We start from the raw sequence: 22,394 nt of genomic DNA, 5'->3' as shown, positions 1-22,394 counted from the left end.
CACCTTTACCATAATTATCTTCTATACTCATTTTACCGCATTTTCACAAAAATTAACGCTCTCTCTCTTAAATCATTTCTGAAAGTCTAATTTCCGTACGATAACTTGTCGATATAAGTACTAGAGATTTGTCGAAAACGTACTGGACGGGGTGCATGATGAAAAATTCTACAATTATCGGTATTATATTAGGACTCGTAGCGGTACTGGTCGGTATGACGCTGAAGGGTGCCGCTCTTAGCAATCTGTTAAATCCCGCCGCTTATATGATTATCGTCCTCGGGACCATCGCTTCGATTATGATCGCCTTCCCGATGTCGGAGCTTTCCAAGGTCGGCAAGCTGTTCAAGATCGCCTTCAAGGAACAACCGCTGATGCCTCGCGAGCAGCTGATCGAGAGCTTTATGGAATGGGCTTCGATTACCCGCCGCGAAGGCCTCCTTGCCCTGGAAGCCAAGGTCGAGGATATTGAAGATACTTTCCTCCGCAACGGCATGCGCATGATTATTGACGGGAATGACCAGGATTTCGTCCGTGATGTCCTGCTCGAGGATATTTCCGCAACGGAAGACCGCCATAAAGCCGGTGCCTTGATCTTCACGCAAGCCGGCACTTACGCTCCAACGCTTGGCGTACTCGGTGCCGTAGTTGGTCTGATCGGCGCGCTTGGCCACATGGACGATATGGAGACTCTTGCCCACTCCATTGCCGGCGCCTTTATCGCAACGCTGCTCGGTATCTTTACCGGTTACGTCCTGTGGCATCCGCTTGCGAATAAACTGAAGCGTTTGTCCAAGAAAGAAGTGCAGCTTCGCCTGATGATGGTAGAAGGCCTGCTCTCGATTCAATCCGGCGTATCCACGATCGCGATTAACCAGAAGCTGTCTGTATTCCTCACCCCAACGGAACGGGCGGCTATGAGGGAGAAGGAGGCTGGCGCCGGTGAAAAAGCGTAAGCACGACGATCACGATGAACATATCGACGAATCATGGCTTATCCCTTATGCCGATCTGCTGACGCTGCTTCTCGCGCTGTTTATCGTATTGTATGCGGCGAGCTCCACGGATGCGAGAAAGTTCGAACGGATGAGCGAGGCGTTCAGCGCTGCATTCAATTCCGGGGCCGGTATCATGGACAATCCGTCGGTTATCAAGTCGGGCGAGCAGCCGCAGCAGCAAATCGATGACGGGAAGAAGACCAGCAAGGATCAGCATGAGGATACGGAGTCCAATCTTCAAGAGCTGATCAAAAAGGAACAGGAAGATTTGGAAAAGCTGAAGAAGCAGCTGGACCAGTATATAAAGAAAAATGGCTTGTCCTCTGAGCTGGAAACGAAGCTTAATCAATCCCAGCTGATGATTACGATTAGCGACAATGCGTTATTTGCTTCCGGCAGTGATGCTCTCAAGACGGAATCGAAGGAGCTGGCAGCCAATATCTCCAAGATGCTGGAGCCTTATACCGGCTATGAGATTGTCGTATCCGGACATACCGACGACCAGCCGATCCGGACGCAGAACTTCAAATCCAACTGGGATCTGAGCTCTTCCAGGGCGATCCGGTTTATGGACGTGCTTCTGGAGAATAACAAGCTGAAGCCGGAACGCTTCAGTGCCATCGGTTACGGCGAATACCGTCCGGTAGCTTCCAATGATACAACGGCCGGACGGGCGAAGAACCGCCGGGTTGAAGTATCGATCATTCGTAAATATGTCGATTCGAGCAAGGTGCAGCAAATTCCTGCAACGCCTAAGCAGTGAGAAACGTCTTTAAAGAAAACTCCCCCGATTCCTAGAATCAGGGGAGTTTCTGTTTTAACCTGCCTTACGACGGGCGGTAATTCAAGGAACCGAACAGCTCCGCTTTTTCCGCTTCCGTCAAGTCCCGCCATTTGCCCGTTGGCAATTGTCCGAGATGAATATTCATAATGCGGATGCGCTGCAGCTTCCGCACATGGTAACCAAATGCCTCGCACATCCGGCGAATCTGCCGGTTCTTCCCTTCGGTCAGAACAATCCGGAAGACACGATCCCCTACTCTGGTCACCTGGCAGGGCAGCGTCATGCTGCCCAGGATGCGAACTCCGCTCGACATTCCTTTGACAAACTCCGCCGTAACCGGACGGTCAACCGTAACGATATACTCCTTCTCGTGCTTGCCTTCCGAGCGGAGAATCGGATTAACCACGTCGCCGTCATTCGTGAGCAGAATCAGCCCTTCGGAATCCTTGTCCAGCCGGCCGATCGGAAAGATCCGCTCTTGATGGCCGACAAAATCGACGATATTGCCGCGGATATGCAGCTCGGTCGTGCTCGTAATGCCCACCGGCTTGTTCAGAGCGATATAAACATGATGCTTCTGCTCGCCGATCCGCTTCCCGTCAATCCGTACATCATCGCCAAGCTCCGCTTGGCTGCCGAGCTCAGCCTTCGCTCCGTTAATCGTGACGCGTCCGCTGTCGACCAGCTTATCCGCCTCACGACGGGAGCAATATCCTGTCTCGCTTATAAACTTATTAATACGCACAAAAGTTCACCCCGTAGTCTGTGCTGCCATTTCCGCTATGCGATCGGAGGAATACGTATGAATAGCTGGCTGTCCTTCCGCCTGCCTATCCCCTGCTTGCTCCGTCATGGCTTGCTTCGCTGCTATCCGCATCGCTTTGGCGACAGCCTCGCCCGCGATCGGACGGTATGGCCGAAGCGAGCCTACCATACCCCATTGTACTGCCTTCGACACGGCCGCGCCAATCGTTTCTCCAAGTCGGAACGACTGACGCGGGCCAAGCAGCAGCGACGGCCTGAAGATCCGGACCGATTCCAGCGGAATCAGGGCCAGCTGCTCTTCAAGCTCGCCTTTTACCCGATTATAGAAAAAGGCAGAGGAAGACGAAGCTCCCATTGCCGTTATGACCAGAAAATGACGCGCTCCCGTATGCTGTCCCCACTCTGCCAAGGCAAGCGGGTAGTCATAATCCACCTTGCGGAACTCTTCCTGGGATCCCGCCGTCTTTATCGTAGTCCCCAGCGTACAGTACACGAGATCCACCGTCACGTCATCCAGCGCTTCCCACATCCGGTCGAAATCCGCGATAATGACGTGCAGCTTGGACCTCGCTTCCGGCTCCATCTCTATGCGGCCAATCGGCCGCCTGGCTAATACCGTAATGGAATGACAGGCCTGATCGTTCAGAAGCTGCTCCAGCAGCGCCGATCCGACAAGTCCCGTAGCTCCCGCAATCAAGCAGCTGTAAGTACTGGTACCTGCAATGTTGTCCATTGACGGATTACTCCTCCTCAGCCGACATTTGCGCTATGTTTATCCAATCCTTCAACTAGTATACCGTTCGCGTTCCCTTCTTTCAAAGCAGGGAGCGTAATGATAATCGTTGTTCCGACGTTCACCTGGCTCTTGATCTCCATCAGCCCCTGATGACTGTGGATAATCCGCTGGCTGATCATCATGCCAAGCCCCGTGCCGCTTTCCTTGCCGGTGAAGAACGGGTTGCCGATCTTCGGGATCATGTCATCCGGTATTCCGATTCCTTCATCCGTAATGGAAATCGTAATCTGGTCGTTTTTTGAAGCGATATGGGTATGTATTCTTCCTCCGGACGGCATGGCCTCGATTCCGTTCTTGAGCAGATTAATGAAAACCTGCTTCAGTTGATTCTCTTCACAGGACACAAGGCATGGCGCTTCGGTAAAAGATGTCGTAAAGGTCACGTTATGCAAATGCCCTTCGCTGTCGATCAGCGACAAAACGCTTCGGAAAACGTCCCTGACGTCTCTTGGCGCGAATCTGGTTGCCTGCGGCTTTGCCAGAATCAGAAATTCTCCGACAATCAGGTTGATCCGGTCAAGCTCCGACAGCATCAGTCCGGTATGCTCCAGATTCATCTTGCCCGTATGCTGCTGAAGCTGCAGGAAGCCGCGCAGGGTAGTCAACGGATTGCGGATCTCGTGCGCCACTCCGGCTGCCAGCTGCCCGACCGTCGTAAGCTTCTCAGAACGGCGCAGCAGCTCTTCCATACGGTTACGGCTTCTCATATCGCGGGTAATGCTTGCGAAAGCCTGAATGACGCCCTCCGTGTCCCTTATAGGGGATATGGTGACGCTGACGGGAATGATCTCGCCGCTTTTGGTCATCCGGATCGTCTCCTGGGCAGGCAGCACCTTGCCCTCCTGCAGAGAATTGATAATCAGGCGCATTTCTCCCCTATGCGTGTCCGGTACCAGCTCGATCTCCGCGCCAAACACCTCCTCCGAGGTGTAACCGAACAACTGCTCGAAGGCTTTGTTCACTTGAATGAATTTCCCCTGTAAATCCACGACATGAATCGCATCGCTTGTATGGTCGATAAAGGACTGCAAATATTCCTTCATCTGCCGGTTATCCTCAAAGGCCTGGCGGAGCTTCTCCATATAAATGCTTAGGTTCTGGGACATCGCGTTTATCTTCAGCGCCAGCAGGCCAAACTCATCCTTGCCTCTGACTTTTATAGCCGTCTGGAAGCGACCGAGCGATACTTCGTTTACCTTCCACAAAATCGCGTTTAGCGGCCTCAGCATAAATCCGGCAAGCAGATAACTGCTAATAAGCACGAACAGCAGGATAACGCCGGCATAAGTCATCGCATCCATCCGTTTCATGCTCATAATCTGGTTATATTCCTCGCAGTCGTACACCATGCCAATCACGTAAGGCGCAAGGCTCGCATCGCTGTAATAGCTCTTGATATACTCCTTGCCGTTCCAATTCACCTCGCGGACCTGGAAGCCCTTCTCGGCAACCTGCGCGGCGTAAGCCATATCTTTGGCTTCGTCCTTGAAGGTGTAAGTGCCGAACAACACCTTATCCTCGGACATTATTCCGGTAGAATCCGGACGGAACACGGTTACTTCCTCCAGATCGGGGTAAAGCTTTTTTAATAAGTCCTGCATTTCATTGGGTTCGAACTCCGGATCGTCTCTTAAAGCGGCTACGTCCGAGGTCCAGCCCGGATGCTGGTCAAATGAGTCCGAGAGCTTGGCCGAAGCCTGCTCCATCACTTCCTCCATATCCTGATTCATATTGCGAAGCGCGGCATATTGGTCCAAAATAACGATAAGGATAAACATCGCCAGAACAATCATAAATATGTAGATGGAGAACTTGGCTTTAAAAGACACTGGCTATGCACATCCTTTAAATTGGGCATCAGTTATCCACAAGTTATTGACATTATCAACAACTAATCCACATGCCCATAGAATAGTTTGTGTGTAGTTTTGTGGACACCATGATAGTTATCCACAATTTTATCCACTACATGTTAACAACAGAATATCTGTTCGATGAATAAATGCGAATTTGTTCGATTTTATCGTACGTTGGAGGGTAATATGATTCGAGAACAAGAAGATCAGGCCTGGATGCAGCTCGCCATAGAAGAAGCCAAAAAAGCCGAACAAATAGGCGAAGTACCGATCGGTGCCATCCTAGTGAAAAATGGGGAAGTTGTCGGAAGGGGTTATAACTTGCGGGAGACTAACCATGATCCGACTGCGCATGCCGAAATGGTCGCTATTCGAGAAGCTTGTGAGCGGCTTGGTGCTTGGCGGCTCTTGGACTGTACGCTGTACGTCACACTTGAGCCTTGTCCGATGTGCGCAGGCGCCATAGTCCAGTCCAGGGTGAAACGGGTTGTATACGGAACGGGCGATCCTAAAGCAGGCTGTGCGGGCACGTTAATGAACTTGCTCCAGGAACCCCGTTTCAATCATGAAACAGAATTAACAAGCGGCATTCTTCAGCAAGAATGCGCCGAGCTGTTGACGAATTTCTTCAGAAACCTGAGAAACAAGCGGAAGTAACGCTACTCGCTTCTGCGCGCGGAAGAACAAGCCACTTCGTTACGCTGGATATATTGCAGGGCAACAATCAATTGATCAGCTTCTTCGCTGATCGCAAGGACATCGGGGTCGGTCAGGCTACCGCGTGCCTCCGCTACTTCATGAAGCTTCAGCCGCAGCGATTGCAATTGTATAAGCAGATCTGTTTTGTCCATAATCGCTTTGGGGCACGCTCCTTATATTCATTGATGTAGGTATAAAATTATTATACGCTTTCTTCATTTTACTGTTTGTAAAAACCTGTCGACAAGAAAACACAATTTTCAGGCACGATTCGACACGAATTGGACCAACAGTACTAAATTACCATCTTTTGTGGGAGTCGTCTAGATGTTTCATACTCGTTCATATATTTGTTGATAAGAAATGTTACATATTAGAGATAAAACAGGGACGTTGCAAGTTCCAAGCCACCCGTGCTAAAATAAACCATACTGCGCGCCCGTAGCTCAGCAGGATAGAGCGACAGTTTCCTAAACTGTGCGTCGCGGGTTCGAATCCCGCCGTGGCGCGCCATATTTATCACATTTCCGAACCGCACCTTGTGCGGTTTTTTTTATTTTAAGCGGCCATAAATAAGATAAACGCGCAAATTGCCCTAAGGAATTTGCGCGTTTATCATTGAGCTACCTTTTATATGCCTTCCGTTATCGCAGCGATACGGCTTTGCACATCGCCTTTGATCACTCCGCCATGATAACAGATTACGGTTTCAATATCGAAATCCTTAAGCTTCTTCAGCGACTGAAGCGCCGTTGCCATGTCGGGCGTTACAGCCTCCCTAGGGCCTTTAAGCTCTCCATTATCCACTACCATCGCATCGCCCGCAATTAACGTCTTGCTTGGCTGATGGTAGAGACTCACATGGCCCGGCGTATGGCCCGGCGTATGAATAACCGTAATCCCGCCACCGAACGGCAGATTTTCTCCGTCTGCCAATGTCCGATTTACGTTTGCGCCTGTAGGGTGAATGAAAGTCGCCTCGAACTGGCTGCGGGCTGCCTCCGGCAGCGCCCCGAGCAAAGTAGCTATTCTTTCGGGCGATGCCTTAAGCATTGGCTTCTTGCCATCGATAACGGCACGGTCACCCTCATGCGCGTAGATAACAAGCTCCGGATTGTCCGCTTTGAAGCCCGGAAGCCCTCCTATGTGATCGAGATCCTGATGAGTCAGAAGAATCGTATTCAATTTCCGTTCACCAATGCCCGCCTGCTTGGCAAGCTCTATAATTGTTGAGTCCGAACCCGGCATGCCCGTGTCGACCAGCACCCATTCATCCTTGTCGAACAAGACCGTCGGACAGATTGTCATCGGCCCCAATTCAAGCTCCAACATCTCAATACCATCTGCAATCCGCATAGCGCTGCCTCCGTTTCAATTGATCCTGTAACATACGAGTAGAGTATAGATCTCTCCATAGCCGCGCGTCAAATCGTCCGCATTCTCCGTTGTCAAAGCTGGATTTCGCAGTAAAAACCGCCAAGGCATGTCGGCTGGGCTGATCTTATTTTTGTGATGGAGAGAAAGCATCTGAGAAGACTGCAGGCCAGATTCTCCTCCGAATTAATCGGCAAGCAGGTTATTTGTCTCGGGATTCCCGATGAATACGGCTTTATGGACGAGGAGCTTATCGATCTGCTGAAAAGCACGGTATCGGATTATATCGAAGTTCCGGATTAACCCTTCCTCTTCTCCATGGTATACTGATTGTAAATTTCATCCAAATTCATTCTGCCATGGAGGTTCATCATGATTGTAATCGTCATTCTTGGTGTTTTTCTAGCCGGACTTATAGCTTACTGGATTCTGCATGAAGTTATCCAAAGCGCCATCGACAATTCAACAATGGCAAGAAACATTCAGGAAATCCGGGATCATCTGGTCGGCAAAAGCCCCGAACCTCCACAAACAGCAAACGATGAAGACCACGAGAATTGCCCGGGCTGCGGACACCTCGTCCATCAGTCAGATAAGGTATGCGCCAATTGCGGATTGGCATTAAGGGATTCGGATTAGCGATTTACAATTTCTTTACGAATCGTGCATAACAAAGGTGAAGCCGGACCATAATACTTGTGACGGTGTAAGTGAGGTGTGGTTCCATTGGACTTTATAGTGCAAGAACTGCTGAGGGATCTTAACTAGCCACTTATAACGATGGAAGCGAGGGGTTGTGCCGCAGAGTACATCCAACCGCGAGCTTAACACGTTCCGCCCTAACGGTTCGTGAGTAAGACGCGCCCGAGTGATCAATACGTGAAGTGTGATATGTAAAGTCTCATTCAAACAACACACCGTCGAAAGAGGGGCCTGTAAAAGGGCTCCTCTTTTCTATTGAAAACAACCACCGCAGGAGGTATACTCCAATTAATTCTAAGGAGGTGCCATTCATGCTCGAACGTCCGCAAGAAGGCGAATATCAAGGATTTGTAACCGGATATATCAACCTTGTCCCGGAAGGAGATTTGATTGCATTATTAGCTGAGCAGCAAGCGGAAACGAACCGTATTTACTCCGGGTTATCCAACGAGAAAGCGGAGTATCGTTATGCGGAGGGAAAGTGGTCGCTGAAAGAGGTTTTGGGTCATGTCACGGACACCGAACGTATTATGAGCTACCGTCTGCTTCGCATCGCAAGAGGCGACTCCACCCCGCTTCCCGGCTTTGATCAGGACGCTTATATGGAGGGCAATCCGTTCGAAGGTCTCTCTGTTTCCGACTTGCTCGAGAACTATAACGCCGTTCGCCAAGCGACGATCGTTCTGCTGAAGCAGTTGCCTAAAGAAGCATTCACCCGGCTTGGCATTTCGAATCAGTTACCGCTTAGCGCCCGCGCGCTAGCTTGCATTATCTACGGGCATGAACGGAATCATCTCACGATTATCCAAGAGCGTTACTTGAACAGTTAATTATTTACGTTTATCCAGCCGGGAGGCAGCGAAGCTGCCTGTCCATTGGACAAGCTGCACGAGAACAACCAGAATCACGATGCACGCCGCCATTACTTCGGTATCAAACCGCTGATAGCCGTAACGGATGGCTAAATCGCCGATCCCTCCGCCCCCGACGGTACCTGCCGCCGCGGAATACGAGATAAAGCTAATAATCGTTACCGTAAGGCCGGATACCAGTCCCGGGCGGGCTTCGGACAACAGTACCCCCCATATGATATGCTTCATCGGCGCTCCCGAGGCTACCGCAGCCTCTATAACCCCATTAGGCACTTCCCGCAGGCTTTGCTCCACCAGCCGCGCATAGAACGGAATAGCCGCCACTGACAACGATACGGAAGCTGCAAGGGGGCCAATCGCGGTTCCTACAATCATTCGGGAGAATGGAATTAAAGCTACGAGCAGGATAAGGAACGGAAAAGAACGAACCAGATTCACCGCGTAGCTAACAACGCCGTATAACGGGCGGTTAGCCCTTAGATGGCCAGGTGCCGTGAGGAACAGGAGTATGCCGATTGGCAAGCCGATAATGACTGCTGCCGAGACCGAGATGGAGACCATTGTGAGAGTCTGCTCGATCGCTTTTATCATCTCTGATTTTAATGCCAGAACACTATCCACGGTAATCCTCCCCTCTGTACCACACGGAAGAGGAAGAACCATCGGCGGTGTCGAACAAAAACTGCCCTAGCGGCGTTACCGGCTTAACACCGGGAAGATTCCTATCGAGCTGCTCGGTGATCTGCCCGTTCTCCATAACGGCAATGTTATTGCATAACCGCTTAGCCACCTGAATCTCATGCGTCACCAGCATGATCGTCACCTGGAACTCACGGTTGATTTTCTCCAGAAATTCCAGAATCGACAGGGTTGTAACCGGATCAAGCGCCGAAGTCGGCTCATCGCACAGCAGCACCTTAGGATCGTTCGCAAGAGCCCTGGCGATCGCCACCCGCTGCTTCTGTCCGCCGCTCAGCTGCGCCGGATACTGCTTCGCTTTATCCGCCAGCCCAACGATCTCAAGGCACTCTTCCACTCTTCTCTTCCGCTCTCTATAAGGCAGTCCTGCCGCTCTCAGCACGAATTCCACATTGGCCGCGCAAGTCTCGTTGCTTAGCAAGTTATAATGCTGAAAAATCATTCCGATCGATCGTCTCGCTTCCCGCAATTCTCCTGCGCTCAGCCCCGTAAGCTCTTGTCCATCTATATAAACCTCTCCGGTAGTTGGCGTCTCGAGCAGATTGGCCATACGAAGCAAGGTCGATTTGCCCGCTCCGCTGAAACCGATTATCCCTTGAATCTGCCCTTTTTCTATATGTAAAGAGGTAGGCTTGACCGCTTCCACCCACTGCCTGCCGGCTTTGTATCGTTTGCTGACTTCTTTAAACGTGATCATCGTTTCTCCTACTTATCTCGTGAACTTGCCCTTATGGTAGCAAACATCCATAGACAAGGGCAAGCTAAGCCTCTCATCCGAGAAGCTTAGCTGTCCATCGCCCTTATTGAGCGTTGGAATTCGGCCTATGCAGCCCCATTTCATGCAGCTGCTGCAGGCTGCGGTTTACGCGCTTTCGGTATCTGTTGGTTCTGATTATGACCGCTCCCTTAGAACCAAGCAAATTATTATCCGTAATTCTCCACGTGTGAGAGGTGCGGTCCGCTCTTCGCAAGGCCGCAAAGTTATAAGGCGATGTCGTGTAAACACGGAACTTACTGTTCAACGCTCCCTTAATAAACCGCGCGTCCGAGCCTTGGCGGACTTTGGTGTTAAAGGACACCTTCTCAAGCACCCCCTTATGGAACATAATGGTCGCCCCGGCAACCTTGCTTACCGGGGAGTACCAGGATGCCCCCCTTCTTCGCAGCATTAAGGTTGAACGATGCGGGAAAAAATAATAGATGTCCAGCTTTCCGACAATATCCGCTTTACTTATCTGGAACATCACCATAGCCTCAGAGATATAATTGGGTCCATAATAATCATCGTCGTCGAATTTGGCGATATAGTCGTACTTCGCCAGCGAAGCCGCGTAATTGAGACATGCACCAAGATTTGAGCTCTCCGGCATCCGGTATACCCGCACATTCGGGAAAGATTTAGCCTTATTCTGATATTGCTGGAGCCCAGCCCTATCTTTATTGACAATAATGATAAGCTCTTTGTTCTCCCAATCCTGCCGGGCATAGTTCTGGAACAATTGATTGATAAGCTGGGGGCGCATGGTAGATGTAATGATCGTGACGCCTCTTGCGTCTGCAGCGCTCATTGCTTTAGCAACCTCCTATATTAATGTTGTGAAAATGGTCATGACATGGCATTCAGGCTCATGTCGTGCCATCTCTAACAGCTTTTCAATTTTAAGTGAAGTAGGTTCGCGGTATTGCGCCGATACCGTTATTATATGCGCACCTATCCCATTATCGTCGGACAACAGCCTGATTATCATTCTGATGAAATAGGCCTTTGCAGACGCGGTCGGACGCGCTTGCAAAGGCCTATGCTTACTTCACTATAAATTCCACCCGGGTCCCGTCCGGGAACGTATCCAGCTGGTTGCTTACCCAAGCACCCGCTCCGCGATTGTCGGAGGGAGCGATATAAGCAATATCCGCTCCGTCTCCGCCTTCCTTGCACATGGCCATCGGCCATTCATCGCGGTCATAGCCCTTTTTGGTCGGAATATCCTTCAGCGATTCCTTGCGGTTCTCCTCGGCATTCTCCCGGTCAATCGTACAGATCTTGGACTCTCCCGAAGCCATGGCTTCGCGGATATGCTTTGCCGTCTCCGGATATCGGTCAGCCGGGAACTCCAAGGTATAGCTGCTTGATGAAGCAGGCTCCGTTCCTGGATGTTCCTGCCAATCGTCTAGACGAGGTACGACATAGATCAGAATAGCCACAAATAAAATGGCGAGTAGTTTCTTCAAAGCGAAGTGACCTCCTGCTGCAATTAGACAAGCCTGATTCCGTTACTTATCGGATTTAGGAGCACAAACCCCATCAACGCAGGCATCATCTGCTCCGTCTGTCCCGCTGTCTCCGCCAATAACGGTAAGCGGCTTGTTTTCCTCCCAAGCCTTCGATACCGCCTGCAGGAATACCTCGCTTGGCTGAGCGCCGGAAACCGCGTATTTGCGGTCAATGACGAAGAATGGTACGCCGCGCACGCCAAGCTGTCCTGCTTCCTGCTCGTTTGCGCGAACCTCCTGCTTGTAAGTGCCATCTTCCAGAGCCTTCAGCGCTTCCTCGCGGTCAAGTCCGATTTCGGCGGCTAGATCAGCCAATATTTCTTTGCGTCCCAGATGCTTGGAATCGGTGAAATAAGCTTTGAACAGACGCTCAGCCATCTCCTCACGCTTGTCGTACTTGGCTGCAAAGTGAGTCAGCTGATGCGCGTCGAACGTATTGGTCAGAATCATCGTATCGAAATGATAATCCAGGCCAAGCGCTTTTGCCTGCTGCGTCAATTGAACGTTATTGGAAATCGCCTGCTGGCGGGACATGCCGTATTTGTTCGACAAATAATCGTATACATCATGACCGATCTCGATAGGAGCGTTTGGATCAAGCTCAAAGCTTCTGAACTCCACCTCAACCTGATCACCATGCTCGAATTCGCCAAGCGCCTGCTCCAAGCGGCGTTTGCCGATATAACAAAACGGGCAAGCAAAATCGGACCATACTTCTATTTTCATAATGAACACCATCCTTTGTTTAATTACAGTCCCAGCGGAAGCTGCATTTGCTTCATCAAATCCTCGAATTTCACGGCGTCCGTCGGCACCTCGTAGAGAAACTTCGGACTTCCGTTCAAGTCGCCGTATGTCATGTCGTAATGGACATTTACCTTGGTTGTACCGCCGGTATCCTTATCCGTCAGTTCAACGTTAACCTTCCCCGCCTGATACGACAGCATCTTATCCTTATTGATGGCTCCAGTAAAAGTCAGCTCATTGACCTTCACATTCTGGTTCAGATAATCGATCTTGGCTGCCTTATCTGCTTCCCAGTCCGTTTTCATTTTCTCTACATCTTCCTTGGACTTCTGAATGGCCTGCAAATAAGAGTCGTTTGAAGCGATTACCGTCAGAAGCTCCGGAACCATCTCATTGACAATGGTCTGGACAGATTGCTTGTAATTGCTCTCATCCATCTTGAACTGGATCACTTGATCAGCCTTTACATCACCCGGTATGCCGGCATCCTTGGCCTTCACGCTCTTGAAATAGGTTTTCTCGTCAAAATGCTTAAGTACGACCGCGCCAAGCTCTTGCACCAATTGCTGCTGGGCTGCGGCATCCAGCGTTGTTGCGGCCGCGCCTTGCTGCTCCGCCAGCGCCTTCAAATCCAGCTCAACGAATTTACCGGCAGCCGATTCCGGAAGCTGAAGCATCGGCAAAGCCGGCAGCTTCATATACAGCTTGTCAGCCGTCATAATCATCGGAATGGTAATCGTTGTTCCCGATAACAGAAGATTAAGCTCCATATCCGTACGCTTCGGTTCCTTCGCATAGACCATCTTAATATCCAGCTTAGCGCCCTTCATCATACCGGTGATAACGGAAGTCATATCGATTCCGTTTTGCGCCTCGCTTGCAGGTAATTCGATATTATCTATGCCAAGAGACATTTTAGCGGAGTAGCTATCTAGTTTTTCCATATTTTGCATGGCATCCTGAAGAGCCTGCTTAGGCGGTGCATCGCCGGAGCTGCAGCCTGCTATTACGAGTAGAACAGCAATAAGTGCAACATAAGCCAACCGCTGTACCGTTTTCAATTCCGTTCGTCCCCCTTTTTAAACAATACCTTCATTCTATAACAACACCGGGACATTTAGAAGATAAATGCAGCAAAATCCCGTTCCAGCGGACTGGAACGGGATTTCGTCTAATCGGATTTATAAAGTTCATGAACCCTCTGGGTTATTATGCCGAACATGGTTTCTTTGCTTCACCTTTTTGGAGCCGGACAATGGCTCCTGCTGACGGCCATGGCTTTGACGCTGTCTGCCGCCATTTTCTTGTGCTTCAGGGACGGGATAAGAATCGGGTTTGCTCATGGTTTAACGCCTCCTATAGAAGGTTAACTGCGCTGATGATGCAAATCTGTCGGCTGGTCATGATTAAGCGCATCTTGGCGCCGGTCATTCGCATCCTGATTGAGCTGCTGAGCCTGATGGCTGTTCACCGGCGTTTGAGCCAGATCGTCAATTACGTTCGACAGGTTTTTGTCGAGCGAGCCTTTTGCCTTCGTCATGGACGGTCCCTCCTACGCGTGTGTCAGCTGATGAAGGGCTTGCGCGCATTCATGCAGGTGACGGGTGTAATCCTGAATTAATTGCTGCATCGGATCGGTACGTTCATCAATGGAGACTTTATTTTTATCCACATCAATCACTTCGACCTTCACTTCACGGCTATCCACATAACATACCTTGAAGTCAAAGGAGTAAGCTTGGTGTCCTGCGGTATGAATGGTAACGCGAAGTGCGTTAGGATCCGACTCATCGGCGAAAACCTCGCAATTATCCGCATCCTTGATCCATTCCGGCAAGGTACGCTGCCATGCGGCTACAAGCTGATTCTGATCAATTTGAAGCTTATCATTAGCCATTTGTAAAAGCACCTCCACAACCTATAAGATGCGGCAATGCGATTCGAATTATTCGGCTGCGGCCATTCACGTTATCCACAGACTTATCCACATATTCTCCCCTTTATTCACAACGCTGTGTATAAGGTGCAGCAAGGGTTTATTCACAGGCAGGCCATTGGCGCAGAACAGGTTATCCCCAATTCACTTAATCAAAAACAACAAAAAAACGCCCGAGACCATCGTCTCGGACGTGTTATGTATACTGTAGATAAAAACTGGCGGAGAGGGTGGGACTCGAACCCACGTGGGCTTGCACCCTAACGGTTTTCAAGACCGCCCCGTTATGACCGCTTCGGTACCTCTCCATATAAAGAACTGACAAAAGTTATTGTACCACAGGCCAAAAACCAGAATCAACTGCATTTTTGGCCCATGGCAAATTATTTAAGCACGCGGGCTGATTTTTTCCAGACCACCCATATAGGGGCGTAGTACTTCCGGTACTACAATCGTTCCGTCTGCTTGCTGGTAATTCTCCAGAATAGCGGCAAACGTACGGCCTACCGCCAGACCCGAACCGTTCAGCGTATGCACGAACTCCGGCTTGCTCTTCGCATCGCGGCGGAAGCGAATGCCTGCGCGGCGTGCCTGGAAGTCCTCTACATTGGAGCAGGACGAAATCTCACGGTAAGTGCCTGCGCTAGGCAGCCACACTTCAAGATCGTAAGTCTTAGCCGCCGTAAAGCCCATATCGCCCGTGCAAAGCGTTAGAACACGGTATGGCAGACCAAGCAGCTGCAGCACTTTCTCTGCATTCGCCGTCATTTTCTCCAGCTCATCATAAGACTCTTCCGGCTTCGCCAGCTTAATCAGCTCGACTTTGTTGAACTGATGCTGACGGATCAGACCACGCGTATCGCGGCCGGCCGCACCTGCCTCCGAACGGAAACACGAACTGTAGGCGACAAAATGCTTCGGCAGCTCTTCAACCGACAAAATTTCTTCCCGGTGAAGGTTCGTTACCGGAACTTCAGCCGTTGGAATAAGGAAATAGTCCGAATCGCTGATCTTAAACAGATCCTCTTCGAACTTTGGCAGCTGGCCTGTACCGATCAAGCTGTCGCGATTAACAAGGTAAGGCGGCAGCACTTCTTCGTAGCCGTGCTGGTCGCTGTGCAGATCCATCATAAAGCTGATCAATGCACGCTCCAGACGAGCGCCAAGGCCGCGGTAGAAGGTAAAGCGCGAGCCTGTTACTTTGCCTGCGCGCTCGAAGTCGAGGATACCCAGATCCTGCGCAAGGTCCCAGTGAGCCTTCGGTTCGAAGTCAAACGTCGTTTGCTCGCCGATACGACGAATCTCGACATTGTCTTCTTCCGAAGAACCTACCGGCACACTCTCATGAGGCAGGTTCGGGATAGCCAGCATCAGCTCTTCCACTTGGGCCTCAACCGTGCGAATCTCCTCGTCCAGCTCTTTAATCCGGTCACCCACTTCGCGCATTTCGATAATCAGCGCTTCAGCGTCGCCGCCGGATTTCTTCAGCTTCGCCACTTCCTGCGATACCGTATTGCGGCGAGTCTTCAAATTATCTGTTTCAACGAGCAGAGCGCGGCGCTTAACGTCCAGCTCCGGAAAACCGGAAATAAGGTCGAGCGAAGCGCTACGGTTCTTCAGCGCCTTCTCCACCTGCTCATATTCGTTACGTAGCCATTTCACGTCCAACACGACAGTTGACCCCTCTCTAGTGCTATACGAAGTATTTTACTTCGTCGTTGTTTTAGCCGCTTCTTTCACCATGTCGACAAAATAAGCATGCAGACGGTAATCGTCCGTGAGCTCCGGATGGAAGGAGCAAGCGAGCAGATGCCCTTGTCTTGCGGCTACAATCTCATCGTTGTATACGGACAATACTTCAACGCTGCTGCCAACTTCTTTAATGAGAGGAGCACGGATGAACACCGCACGGATCGGTTCATCGATTCCTTTGATCGGAAGATCCGTCTCGAAGCTTTCACGCTGGCGGCCAAAGGCGTTACGGGCCACAACCATATCCATCAGCTGCAGATGCGCATCCTTTTGACCTTCGATTTCGCTTGCCAAAATAATAAGACCGGCACAGGTTCCGAATAACGGCTTGCCTTGCTTCGAGAACTCCTTGAGCGCCTCGAGGAAGTCGTACTTGCGGATCAGCTTGCCGATTGTTGTGCTTTCGCCGCCTGGAATAACGATACCGTCGAGCTCAGCAAGCTCTTCAATTCGTTTAACGGCGACCGCTTCCGCGCCCGCCGCCTCCAAACTGCGTATATGCTCTGCTACCGCGCCTTGAAGCGCCAGTACACCAATTTTCATAAGCCTACACGCCTTTCTATAGATACCGCTTCCGCTACTTACAGACCGCGGTCTTGCATACGCTCAGCTGCTTGCAGCTTCGAAATTTCAATGCCTTTCATCGGAGTGCCCAGGTTTTTGGAAACTTCCGCGATCAATTTGTAGTCTTTGTAATGCGTTGTAGCTTCAACGATTGCACGAGCGAATTTCTCCGGGCTGTCCGATTTGAAAATACCGGAGCCTACGAATACGCCGTCAGCGCCCAGTTCCATCATGAGTGCTGCGTCGGATGGAGTTGCAACGCCGCCTGCCGCAAAGTTAACAACCGGCAGTTTGCCGCTCTCATGAACTTGCAGAAGCAGATCGTAAGGAACGCCCAGAACTTTTGCTTCGTTGTACAGCTCGTCCTTGGACAGGTTTTGTACTTTGCGGATTTGACCATTGATCAAGCGAAGGTGACGAACAGCTTCAACGATGTTGCCTGTTCCCGGCTCGCCTTTTGTACGAAGCATAGCTGCGCCTTCTTGGATACGGCGAAGAGCCTCACCCAGATCCTTAGCGCCGCATACGAAAGGTACAGTGAATTCGTTCTTGCTGATATGGAATACTTCGTCCGCAGGAGTCAGTACTTCGGATTCGTCGATGTAGTCAACGCCCATCGATTCGAGAACGCGTGCTTCTACGATATGACCGATACGGGCTTTCGCCATAACCGGAATCGATACCACTTTCATAACTTCTTCTACGATTGTCGGGTCAGCCATACGGGCTACGCCGCCTGCTGCACGAATGTCAGAAGGTACGCGTTCCAATGCCATAACGGCAGTTGCGCCTGCTGCTTCCGCAATTTTAGCTTGCTCGGCGTTCATAACGTCCATGATGACGCCGCCTTTTTGCATTTCTGCCATACCGCGTTTTACGCGCGAAGTACCTGTTTCCATGCTTAGAAATCCTCCTTAAAATGGAGCGCAGCCCCCGCGAAGGGGGCTAAGCGCTTAATCGCTTATTTAGGTTGAAGCTCGCCGCTTACTCTAACCATTTATTTTACAGGATGGGCCATTAATCGACAACCCTTGATTTGCCTTACCTGTCATGCTTTAGAGCATGTCCGGCGCTAGATTAGAACAAATCGACGATACCGTTAAACAGACCGGAGAAGAAGCCTCCGATTCCGCGGAACATCAAGGCGAACCAGCTTGCCTTTTTCACATCTTTGCTGGCAATCAGGTTGACCGTTTTCTCCAATGCTTTGCCTTGCTCATCGGTATATTTGTACGTTGCCGTACCTACGACTTGACCGGCTTTAATCGGAGCAACAAGCTCCTCCGGTTTTTTAAGCTCATAGCCGGTAAGCTCGACCTTCGGCTCCGTACCCTTTTTCACAATAAGTGAAATATCGGATTCTGTAATGATCGGAACCGATTTTTTCACACCTTTTTTAATTTTAACCGTTTCTGCTTTTTCTACCACGGATTTTGCCGGAATAACCGTTTTCTTCTCGAGGGAGTTAAAAGCGTAGTTGTACAGCTTCGCTGTTTCGTTGAAACGAGCTTCCTTCGACTTCGTGTTCATAACAACGCTGATATAACGCTGGTCGCCGCGTTTTACTGTACCCGTAAACGTATAACCCGCAGCGGAGATATAGCCTGTTTTCATACCGTCCACACCGTCATAAGCAAAAGCCTTTAGATAAGTGTTGCTCTTATTGGAAGCAAGCATCCAGTTAATATTCACGATTGGTTTGTCATCGCGAGGACGGAATTTGTATTCGGTCGTCGACGCGTACTCCAGGAAATCCGGATCATTCTTAATAATGATTTGAGCCAGTTTTGCCTGGTCTCTTGCCGAAATCACTGTCGTATCAGCCAAACCGGTTGCGCTTGTATAATGAGCGGAAGAAAGTCCGAGTTTTTGAGCCGTTTCATTCATTTTTTCCACAAAACCTTGCTCGCTGCCGCCGATCGCGGAAGCCAAAGCGATTGTCGCGTCATTCGCGGAGCCTACGGCCATGGCCATATAAAGATCTTTCACTTTATATTGCTCGCCTTGAGCCAGATAAACCTGTGAGCCGTCTTTCGGCGTGTTTGCTGCTTCTTCGCTAACCGTGATCATCTCATCCCAATTAAGCGCTTTGCTCTTGATTTGCTCAAGAACGATGTATTCGGTCATCATCTTGGTCATGCTTGCAGGAGGACGGGGCTCGTCCGCATTTACTTCATATACAACCTGGCCCGTGTCGGCGTCGATCAAGATGGCTGAACTTAACTCAAGGCCAAGGGAGTTTTCCACCCATTCGCCGCCCGCCGTACCTGCCGCATTAACGGAGGACGTCCCTAATGATAATGCTACTAAACCTGCAACGAATGCTACTACTAGTGACCGTAATCTTACCGGCAATACTTTCAACGTTTTCTCCCCTTTTCATCCCTAAGTCGTTTGAATTTCATTGTAACACATGGGATAGGTAGAGTTAAACCAATGTGGGGCGATTCTACTTTCTGGCATAAATAGAGCGGTTTTCTCAGTCTGCTAGCGGTGGGAACGCATTTCCGAATGGCAGTTATGTATTTTTCAGGAGGCAGATTAAAAAAATCTTATCTATTAAGCTTACGCGCCATATCAAAAAAGCAGACAAGAGACCTAGACGAATAGTCGCTAAGTCCTTGTCTGCTTTTTCCCGTGGTCGGGTTATTACAGCGAGTAGTTTGGAGCTTCTTTTGTAATTTGAACGTCATGCGGATGGCTCTCGCGAAGACCCGAGCCTGTAATCCGGATGAATTGCGTATCGTTGCGCAGTTCATCAAGGTTTTTAGTACCGCAATAGCCCATACCGGAACGAAGTCCGCCAAGCAGCTGATGAACGGTATCGGCAAGAGGACCTTTGAATGGAACGCGTCCTTCAATACCTTCCGGAACAAGCTTGCTCTCGTTCTCTTGGAAGTAACGGTCTTTACTGCCTTCCTTCATAGCGCCAAGCGAGCCCATGCCGCGGTATACTTTAAAGCTGCGGCCTTGGAAAATTTCCGTTTCGCCAGGGCTTTCAGCCGTACCCGCGAACAAGCTGCCGATCATAATCGCGCTTGCGCCTGCGGCGATTGCTTTTGTAATATCGCCGGAATACTTGATGCCGCCGTCTGCAATGACTGGGACATTGTATTCGCGAGCTACGGTTGCGCAATCGTAGATAGCGGTAATTTGAGGTACGCCGATACCCGCGATAACGCGCGTCGTACAGATCGAACCAGGACCGATACCGACTTTAACGACCGATGCGCCTGCTTCAATCAGGTCGCGTGTGGCTTCACCCGTTGCTACGTTACCCGCGATGATCGTAAGATCCGGATACTTAGCACGCAGTTTGCGAACCGCTTCGATAATATTAATATGATGACCATGCGCCGAGTCAACGACCAATACGTCGATACCTGCTTGTACGAGCGCATCCGCGCGGTCAGCCGTGTCTTTGCCGATACCAACCGCAGCGCCGCAGAGCAGACGACCATGCTTGTCTTTCGCCGCATTAGGGAATTGAATGGCTTTTTCAATATCTTTAATGGTAATGAGCCCTTTAAGGATATTGTTCTCATCAACGAGAGGAAGCTTCTCGATCTTATGCTTTTGAAGAAGGCCTTCCGCCTCTTGCAAAGTCGTTCCGACAGGTGCCGTTACAAGATCCGTACGAGTCATCACTTCATTGATTTTAATCGAATAATCATGAACAAAACGCAAGTCGCGGTTTGTCAAAATACCAACCAGCTTCTGTTCGTTGTCTACGATCGGAACACCGGAAATACGGTATTTGCCCATCAGTTCTTCAGCGTCGTAAACGTGATGATCCGGTGTCAACGAGAATGGATTCGTAATAACGCCGCTCTCCGAACGTTTAACTCGATCAACTTCTTCTGCCTGCTGAGCAACCGACATATTTTTATGAATAATGCCGACTCCGCCCTCACGAGCTATAGCAATCGCCAAAGCCGACTCCGTAACAGTGTCCATCCCTGCGCTGATCAACGGAATGTTCAGCTTGATGCCTTCGCTAAGTTTTGTAGATACGTCCGATTCACGAGGCAACACAACAGATTTCCGCGGTACGAGCAGTACATCATCGAATGTCAGGCCTTCTTTGGCGAATTTCGTTTCCCACACGAGTAAGTTCCTCCCTTAATTTAGATACCTCTCACGCATATTATTGCAATATTATCAGAGGGGGTAGGGGCTGTCAAGGATGTTAGGTTTATGAGTGGAACGGTTCCCTTATGCAGGAAAGTAAGCCTTTTTACACCCAGTAATAGGCAATCTCGTTGATAGCGCTTTAGAAAAAGTCGGGCAGGAACGTTGTGCGTACCGGAATTCTTCTCTCCAGCTGCTCCACCTGCCGGCTGTCGCCTTGAATGAGACCGTAACGAAGCAGCTCGGTCGGACGTTTATAGCCGGTCAGAACAGCTGCCAAGGATCCGATTCCCGTCCGAATGGACTCCTTGTTAGTTTCTCCCGATATGCGTTCTGCATTCGCAGTGCCATCAGCGGCAATACGAACCGCAAACCGTCCATTGTTCCAAGCCGCATGCTCATCCTGAATGTCAAGAAGGAGGGTCTCTTCTTTGCCGGCCTCAAACGGATATTCGTTAAGGAATGCTTCCGCATCCACAATCCGGGCCATAAAATACGGTTCAATCTCCTGCTTGATCCGCGGATTATTAAGCAGATAAGCAAGACCGTCGTCTGTCGCTACTTTAATTTCCAGCCGGTCAATCATAGAGTCATGCTGACCAAGGAACGACCATAGAGCACGGCGAGCCTCTTCCGTCAAATCAATCAACTCATGAACGAACAGCTCTCTGTTCTTCACCTCGTAGATGACATAACCTTGCGCTTCTCCGGCACTGTCAAAAAAGACGCAGGTCTGTCCCTTCTTGCGTGAGGCAATCCTGTAATTCCACCAGGCTACCGAACGGTCCAACGCGCCATTCACTTGCTTGGCATAGGTGTTATAGATCGGATTCAACAGCTCGTAGCTCTGCTCCACCCGTTTGATCGTTCCGTTGTATGGCGCTCTTGCGGGCAGCTGGCTTACATCGATCCGGTAAGTTTTAAGATCCGTATAGACCTCCCAGCCGAATTTGCGGTAAAAGCCAATCGAGAACGGATGTAGAAAAGATAAAGTTTGCCCCTTCTCTTTCATCTTCTCAAGAGAGTGATGAAGCAATTCGGCAACCAATCCCTGACGTCTAAACTCAGGCCAAGTCGATACGCCTGCAATACCGCCCATGGCAAATCGCTTATCGCCAATATAGGTAAATAAATCAAGGATAGCCAGTTGAGCTGCAAGCTTGCCATCTATGTAGATCCCCCAGCGATCCGTTTCCTCCCGTTCAAAACGCTCCCGTGATTCTGCCAGCTTAACAGCTGGAATTTCATATTGAAATGCAAACTGACTTAACTCAATCATATCGTCGAATTGATCCATCGTAAGCAATCGTGTTTCCTTGGTCATAACCAGACTCCTCTCAAATTGGCCTGTAAACATTCACATTATGGCACAGTGGGAGGAGACAGGGCAATGTTAGAAAACGATAAACACAAAAAAACCTGCCGCGTAAATGCGGCAGGCTCTTTCA

The 22,394-nt window shown here is 50.1% G+C and carries 26 protein-coding genes and 2 tRNA genes; 7 read left to right on the top strand and 21 right to left on the bottom strand.

Going from position 1 to position 22,394, the window contains the following annotated elements; genetic code table 11:
- Positions 1-158: 158 nt before the first annotated feature.
- Positions 159-956, top strand: coding sequence for a flagellar motor stator protein MotA (motA, locus tag PGL01S_RS25905; protein ID WP_127497805.1), 798 nt, complete (start codon positions 159-161; stop codon positions 954-956).
- On the top strand, positions 943-1,761 hold the full coding sequence (gene motB, locus PGL01S_RS25900) for a flagellar motor protein MotB (protein WP_127497803.1): 819 nt from the start codon (positions 943-945) through the stop codon (positions 1,759-1,761). Before motA ends, motB begins: the two co-directional genes overlap by 14 nt.
- A 64-nt stretch (positions 1,762-1,825) precedes the next feature.
- On the opposite strand, the gene rluF is transcribed toward motB, so the two are convergent.
- Genes rluF through PGL01S_RS25885 form a run of 3 tightly spaced genes read right to left on the bottom strand, consistent with a single transcriptional unit; the run spans position 1,826 to position 5,172 of the window.
- Complete coding sequence (rluF, locus tag PGL01S_RS25895) at positions 1,826-2,527, bottom strand: 23S rRNA pseudouridine(2604) synthase RluF (protein WP_127497801.1); 702 nt, start codon at positions 2,525-2,527, stop codon at positions 1,826-1,828.
- Positions 2,528-2,533: 6 nt separating this feature from the next.
- Complete coding sequence (locus tag PGL01S_RS25890) at positions 2,534-3,280, bottom strand: NAD-dependent epimerase/dehydratase family protein (protein WP_127497799.1); 747 nt, start codon at positions 3,278-3,280, stop codon at positions 2,534-2,536.
- Positions 3,281-3,297: 17 nt separating this feature from the next.
- Entirely contained in the window at positions 3,298-5,172 is a 1,875-nt protein-coding gene (locus PGL01S_RS25885) for an ATP-binding protein (protein ID WP_127497797.1), read from the bottom strand.
- A gap of 213 nt (positions 5,173-5,385) precedes the next feature.
- Here PGL01S_RS25885 and tadA point away from each other — a divergent pair, with 213 nt between their 5' ends.
- Entirely contained in the window at positions 5,386-5,856 is a 471-nt protein-coding gene (tadA, locus tag PGL01S_RS25880; RefSeq protein WP_127497795.1) for a tRNA adenosine(34) deaminase TadA, read from the top strand.
- 2 nt (positions 5,857-5,858) lie between these two features.
- Here the strand turns inward: tadA and PGL01S_RS25875 are convergent, their stop codons facing one another.
- A complete protein-coding gene (locus PGL01S_RS25875) occupies positions 5,859-6,050 on the bottom strand; it encodes an aspartyl-phosphate phosphatase Spo0E family protein (protein ID WP_091190862.1) in 192 nt (63 codons plus the stop codon).
- A 283-nt stretch (positions 6,051-6,333) separates the two neighbouring features.
- Here PGL01S_RS25875 and PGL01S_RS25870 point away from each other — a divergent pair.
- Positions 6,334-6,411 (top strand) — tRNA-Arg (locus PGL01S_RS25870).
- A gap of 117 nt (positions 6,412-6,528) precedes the next feature.
- On the opposite strand, the gene PGL01S_RS25865 is transcribed toward PGL01S_RS25870, so the two are convergent.
- Positions 6,529-7,254, bottom strand: coding sequence for an MBL fold metallo-hydrolase (locus PGL01S_RS25865; RefSeq protein ID WP_127497793.1), 726 nt, complete (start codon positions 7,252-7,254; stop codon positions 6,529-6,531).
- Positions 7,255-7,407: 153 nt separating this feature from the next.
- Between PGL01S_RS25865 and PGL01S_RS25860 the strand changes: the two genes are divergently transcribed.
- The 3 genes from PGL01S_RS25860 (at position 7,408) to PGL01S_RS25850 (ending at position 8,804) form a co-directional block, all read left to right on the top strand.
- On the top strand, positions 7,408-7,575 hold the full coding sequence (locus PGL01S_RS25860) for a hypothetical protein (protein ID WP_307719645.1): 168 nt from the start codon (positions 7,408-7,410) through the stop codon (positions 7,573-7,575).
- 69 nt (positions 7,576-7,644) lie between these two features.
- Positions 7,645-7,911, top strand: a complete 267-nt coding sequence (locus PGL01S_RS25855; RefSeq protein WP_127497791.1) for a hypothetical protein — start codon at positions 7,645-7,647, stop codon at positions 7,909-7,911.
- A 374-nt stretch (positions 7,912-8,285) separates the two neighbouring features.
- Complete coding sequence (locus tag PGL01S_RS25850) at positions 8,286-8,804, top strand: DinB family protein (protein ID WP_127497789.1); 519 nt, start codon at positions 8,286-8,288, stop codon at positions 8,802-8,804.
- On the opposite strand, the gene PGL01S_RS25845 is transcribed toward PGL01S_RS25850, so the two are convergent.
- The 16 genes from PGL01S_RS25845 to PGL01S_RS25775 all read right to left on the bottom strand — a co-directional run bounded on the left by PGL01S_RS25845 (position 8,805) and on the right by PGL01S_RS25775 (position 22,270).
- Positions 8,805-9,509, bottom strand: a complete 705-nt coding sequence (locus tag PGL01S_RS25845; protein WP_127497787.1) for a methionine ABC transporter permease — start codon at positions 9,507-9,509, stop codon at positions 8,805-8,807.
- Positions 9,460-10,242 (bottom strand): methionine ABC transporter ATP-binding protein, encoded by a 783-nt coding sequence (locus PGL01S_RS25840; RefSeq protein WP_127497784.1) that lies wholly within the window; start codon positions 10,240-10,242, stop codon positions 9,460-9,462. Before PGL01S_RS25840 ends, PGL01S_RS25845 begins: the two co-directional genes overlap by 50 nt.
- 103 nt (positions 10,243-10,345) lie before the next feature.
- Positions 10,346-11,113: a glycosyltransferase family 2 protein gene (locus PGL01S_RS25835; RefSeq protein WP_127497782.1), complete on the bottom strand. Its 768-nt coding sequence runs from the start codon at positions 11,111-11,113 to the stop codon at positions 10,346-10,348.
- 235 nt (positions 11,114-11,348) lie between these two features.
- Positions 11,349-11,774, bottom strand: a complete 426-nt coding sequence (locus PGL01S_RS25830; protein WP_127497780.1) for a NucA/NucB deoxyribonuclease domain-containing protein — start codon at positions 11,772-11,774, stop codon at positions 11,349-11,351.
- Positions 11,775-11,816: 42 nt separating this feature from the next.
- Positions 11,817-12,542, bottom strand: coding sequence for a DsbA family oxidoreductase (locus tag PGL01S_RS25825; protein WP_127497778.1), 726 nt, complete (start codon positions 12,540-12,542; stop codon positions 11,817-11,819).
- A gap of 23 nt (positions 12,543-12,565) precedes the next feature.
- A complete protein-coding gene (locus PGL01S_RS25820; RefSeq protein WP_127497776.1) occupies positions 12,566-13,624 on the bottom strand; it encodes a hypothetical protein in 1,059 nt (352 codons plus the stop codon).
- A 129-nt stretch (positions 13,625-13,753) separates the two neighbouring features.
- Positions 13,754-13,906 carry a small acid-soluble spore protein P gene (locus tag PGL01S_RS25815; RefSeq protein ID WP_127497774.1) on the bottom strand — a complete coding sequence of 51 codons (153 nt, stop codon included), beginning with the start codon at positions 13,904-13,906 and terminating at the stop codon, positions 13,754-13,756.
- Between the two features lie 23 nt (positions 13,907-13,929).
- Entirely contained in the window at positions 13,930-14,103 is a 174-nt protein-coding gene (locus PGL01S_RS30970) for a hypothetical protein (RefSeq protein ID WP_164775596.1), read from the bottom strand.
- Positions 14,104-14,115: 12 nt separating this feature from the next.
- Positions 14,116-14,460: a hypothetical protein gene (locus PGL01S_RS25810; RefSeq protein WP_127497772.1), complete on the bottom strand. Its 345-nt coding sequence runs from the start codon at positions 14,458-14,460 to the stop codon at positions 14,116-14,118.
- A 258-nt stretch (positions 14,461-14,718) separates the two neighbouring features.
- Positions 14,719-14,807: transfer RNA gene (locus PGL01S_RS25805), tRNA-Ser, on the bottom strand.
- Positions 14,808-14,886: 79 nt separating this feature from the next.
- Entirely contained in the window at positions 14,887-16,170 is a 1,284-nt protein-coding gene (gene serS / locus PGL01S_RS25800) for a serine--tRNA ligase (protein WP_127497770.1), read from the bottom strand.
- A gap of 36 nt (positions 16,171-16,206) precedes the next feature.
- Positions 16,207-16,794 carry a pyridoxal 5'-phosphate synthase glutaminase subunit PdxT gene (gene pdxT, locus PGL01S_RS25795; RefSeq protein WP_127497768.1) on the bottom strand — a complete coding sequence of 196 codons (588 nt, stop codon included), beginning with the start codon at positions 16,792-16,794 and terminating at the stop codon, positions 16,207-16,209.
- A gap of 38 nt (positions 16,795-16,832) precedes the next feature.
- Positions 16,833-17,714: a pyridoxal 5'-phosphate synthase lyase subunit PdxS gene (pdxS, locus tag PGL01S_RS25790; RefSeq protein WP_127497766.1), complete on the bottom strand. Its 882-nt coding sequence runs from the start codon at positions 17,712-17,714 to the stop codon at positions 16,833-16,835.
- Positions 17,715-17,892: 178 nt separating this feature from the next.
- Complete coding sequence (locus tag PGL01S_RS25785) at positions 17,893-19,179, bottom strand: D-alanyl-D-alanine carboxypeptidase family protein (RefSeq protein WP_127497764.1); 1,287 nt, start codon at positions 19,177-19,179, stop codon at positions 17,893-17,895.
- A 285-nt stretch (positions 19,180-19,464) separates the two neighbouring features.
- Entirely contained in the window at positions 19,465-20,922 is a 1,458-nt protein-coding gene (guaB, locus tag PGL01S_RS25780) for an IMP dehydrogenase (protein WP_127497762.1), read from the bottom strand.
- 166 nt (positions 20,923-21,088) lie between these two features.
- Positions 21,089-22,270 carry a GNAT family N-acetyltransferase gene (locus PGL01S_RS25775; RefSeq protein WP_127497760.1) on the bottom strand — a complete coding sequence of 394 codons (1,182 nt, stop codon included), beginning with the start codon at positions 22,268-22,270 and terminating at the stop codon, positions 21,089-21,091.
- Positions 22,271-22,394: the final 124 nt, after the last annotated feature.

Source organism: Paenibacillus glycanilyticus NBRC 16618 (genome assembly GCF_004000805.1).
In the GTDB taxonomy this organism is placed as follows: Bacteria; Bacillota; Bacilli; order Paenibacillales; family Paenibacillaceae; genus Pristimantibacillus; species Pristimantibacillus glycanilyticus.
This window is presented reverse-complemented; position numbering and strand designations above follow the sequence as displayed.